Consider the following 1,844-nt stretch of genomic DNA (forward strand, 5'->3'; position numbering starts at 1 on the left):
GTATTTGAAAGTTTTGAACAGGTGTATGATAGGGATCATGATAAAAATATTGGAACCGGTCTGGGTCTGACTATTTGTGTCCGTTTATTAAAATTAATGAACAGTAACATAACGCTTCTTAGCGAAAAAGGCAAAGGCAGCAAATTCTTGTTTGATATCAAATTTAATAAAGCAGACCTTGCCTCTCCGACGCTTAGTGATATGGAAATTAACGTTCCAGAGGACCTTTCTGGTGTAAATGTCTTGCTGGTTGAAGACAATCAGATAAATATGATGGTAGCAAAAAAAACGCTTTCAAATTTGAAAGCGGTCATTACCTGCAGCTTTAACGGTAAAGAAGCCATTGAAGCCCTTATCAACAATGCCAACTATGATATCATTTTAATGGATTTGGAGATGCCGGTCATGAGTGGCTATACAGCTATTTTGCACATCAAAAAAATGTTTCCCAATATTCCCGTAATCGCTTTTACCGCTTCACTTGTTGATCAGCAAATGCTTACAGATCTGCTCGAAAGTGGATTTTCTGATTGTTTATTAAAACCCTTTAAGCCACAGCAGCTACTATCTGCCATTAAAAAGACTGCTATTCCTAAACAAATGAACATATAAAAGCCTTGCTACTGTAATAGATTTGGCAGGTATACCTCCCGAGGGAAAAGATATGCGCTCAAATGAAAGACAAGGAACTGAGAAATTATTTTATGAGGGTTTAATTAAAGGGCATTTCCGTTTATCAGATCAATTGTTAGTATAAATCTTAAAATATTGCAATAAAAGCAAAACAAAAAATGGTTCAACTTAGTATATATGTTCACCGTTACCATATTTCTATACAAATCATAAAATGTTAAAAAAAAGGCTTTTATATATCGACGACAATTTTATTGATCACTCGATTTTAAAAATAATGCAGGATAAATATCAAACATTTAAGACCATCTCCCATCGGATGGACGGCATTCATGTTATCCGGGATCTCATGGAAAACAAAACGAATCAATGCATGTTGCCCGATGTGATCTTTATTGATCTTTATATGAGCAATTACAGCGGATGGGATTTTCTGGAGGACCTGAAAGATTTATATGCGTGCCTAATTAAACCTATAAGGGTATACATTGTGTCATCTTCAATTCTTCCAGGTGATATACGAAGATCCGGACAATACCCCTTTGTATTGGATTACCTCATAAAACCGCTTACAAAGGAAATGTTAATGCGCATTGGTTAACTCAAACATAAGTCAATTGTCGCTATTACTAATTATCATTCGGTGAGACGATAATTTATTTGCAATAGTATCGTCTCGGAATGGTTATTGTATACTGATACCCCGCCACCTTAACCTGTGAACTATGTGCAAACTGATAATAATTGACGACAGTCCGATAACACATGTGATCATGCAGCGGATGTTTGAAAAATATGATTTATTTAAAGATGTAGCCTATAGCTTGGATGGGGAAATCATTATTGACTTTTTGAAGGAAAACCAGGCAAAAACTGAGTTGTTACCGGATGTTATTTTCTTAGATCTGAATATGCCATACTTCAGCGGATGGGAATTTCTGGAACAGTTTGATCAACTTTATTCTTCTTTTCGAAAAGCTATCAGCATTTACATTGCGTCCGCGTCTATTGATCGTCAGGATCAGCTGCGGGTGAGCGAATATCCCTTCGTCCGGTCATTCATCAGCAAGCCGGCCAGTAAAAACGTTTTAACGTCTATATATATCGGGCACCTACCGCAATCAGATTCCTGCTAATACCGGCAACGGCTTCCTCACCAGAGACAGATTATTTCATCTCAGTTCTTGCCTCAGCATTTCCCTATTTGTAAT

At 36.9% G+C, this 1,844-nt stretch carries 3 protein-coding genes; all 3 read left to right on the top strand.

Translation table 11 applies throughout. The features are described 5' to 3' along the window. Positions 1-612, top strand: a 612-nt coding sequence (locus tag AC1DRQ_RS31190; RefSeq protein ID WP_477429969.1) for an ATP-binding response regulator, incomplete at its 5' end; no start/stop codon positions are given. 235 nt (positions 613-847) lie between these two features. Then, positions 848-1,234 (top strand): response regulator, encoded by a 387-nt coding sequence (locus AC1DRQ_RS31195; protein WP_477429971.1) that lies wholly within the window; start codon positions 848-850, stop codon positions 1,232-1,234. Positions 1,235-1,358: 124 nt separating this feature from the next. Next, positions 1,359-1,769 carry a response regulator gene (locus AC1DRQ_RS31200; RefSeq protein ID WP_429397404.1) on the top strand — a complete coding sequence of 137 codons (411 nt, stop codon included), beginning with the start codon at positions 1,359-1,361 and terminating at the stop codon, positions 1,767-1,769. Positions 1,770-1,844 lie beyond the last annotated feature (75 nt).

The organism is Mucilaginibacter sp. P4_E8, from assembly GCF_056401495.1.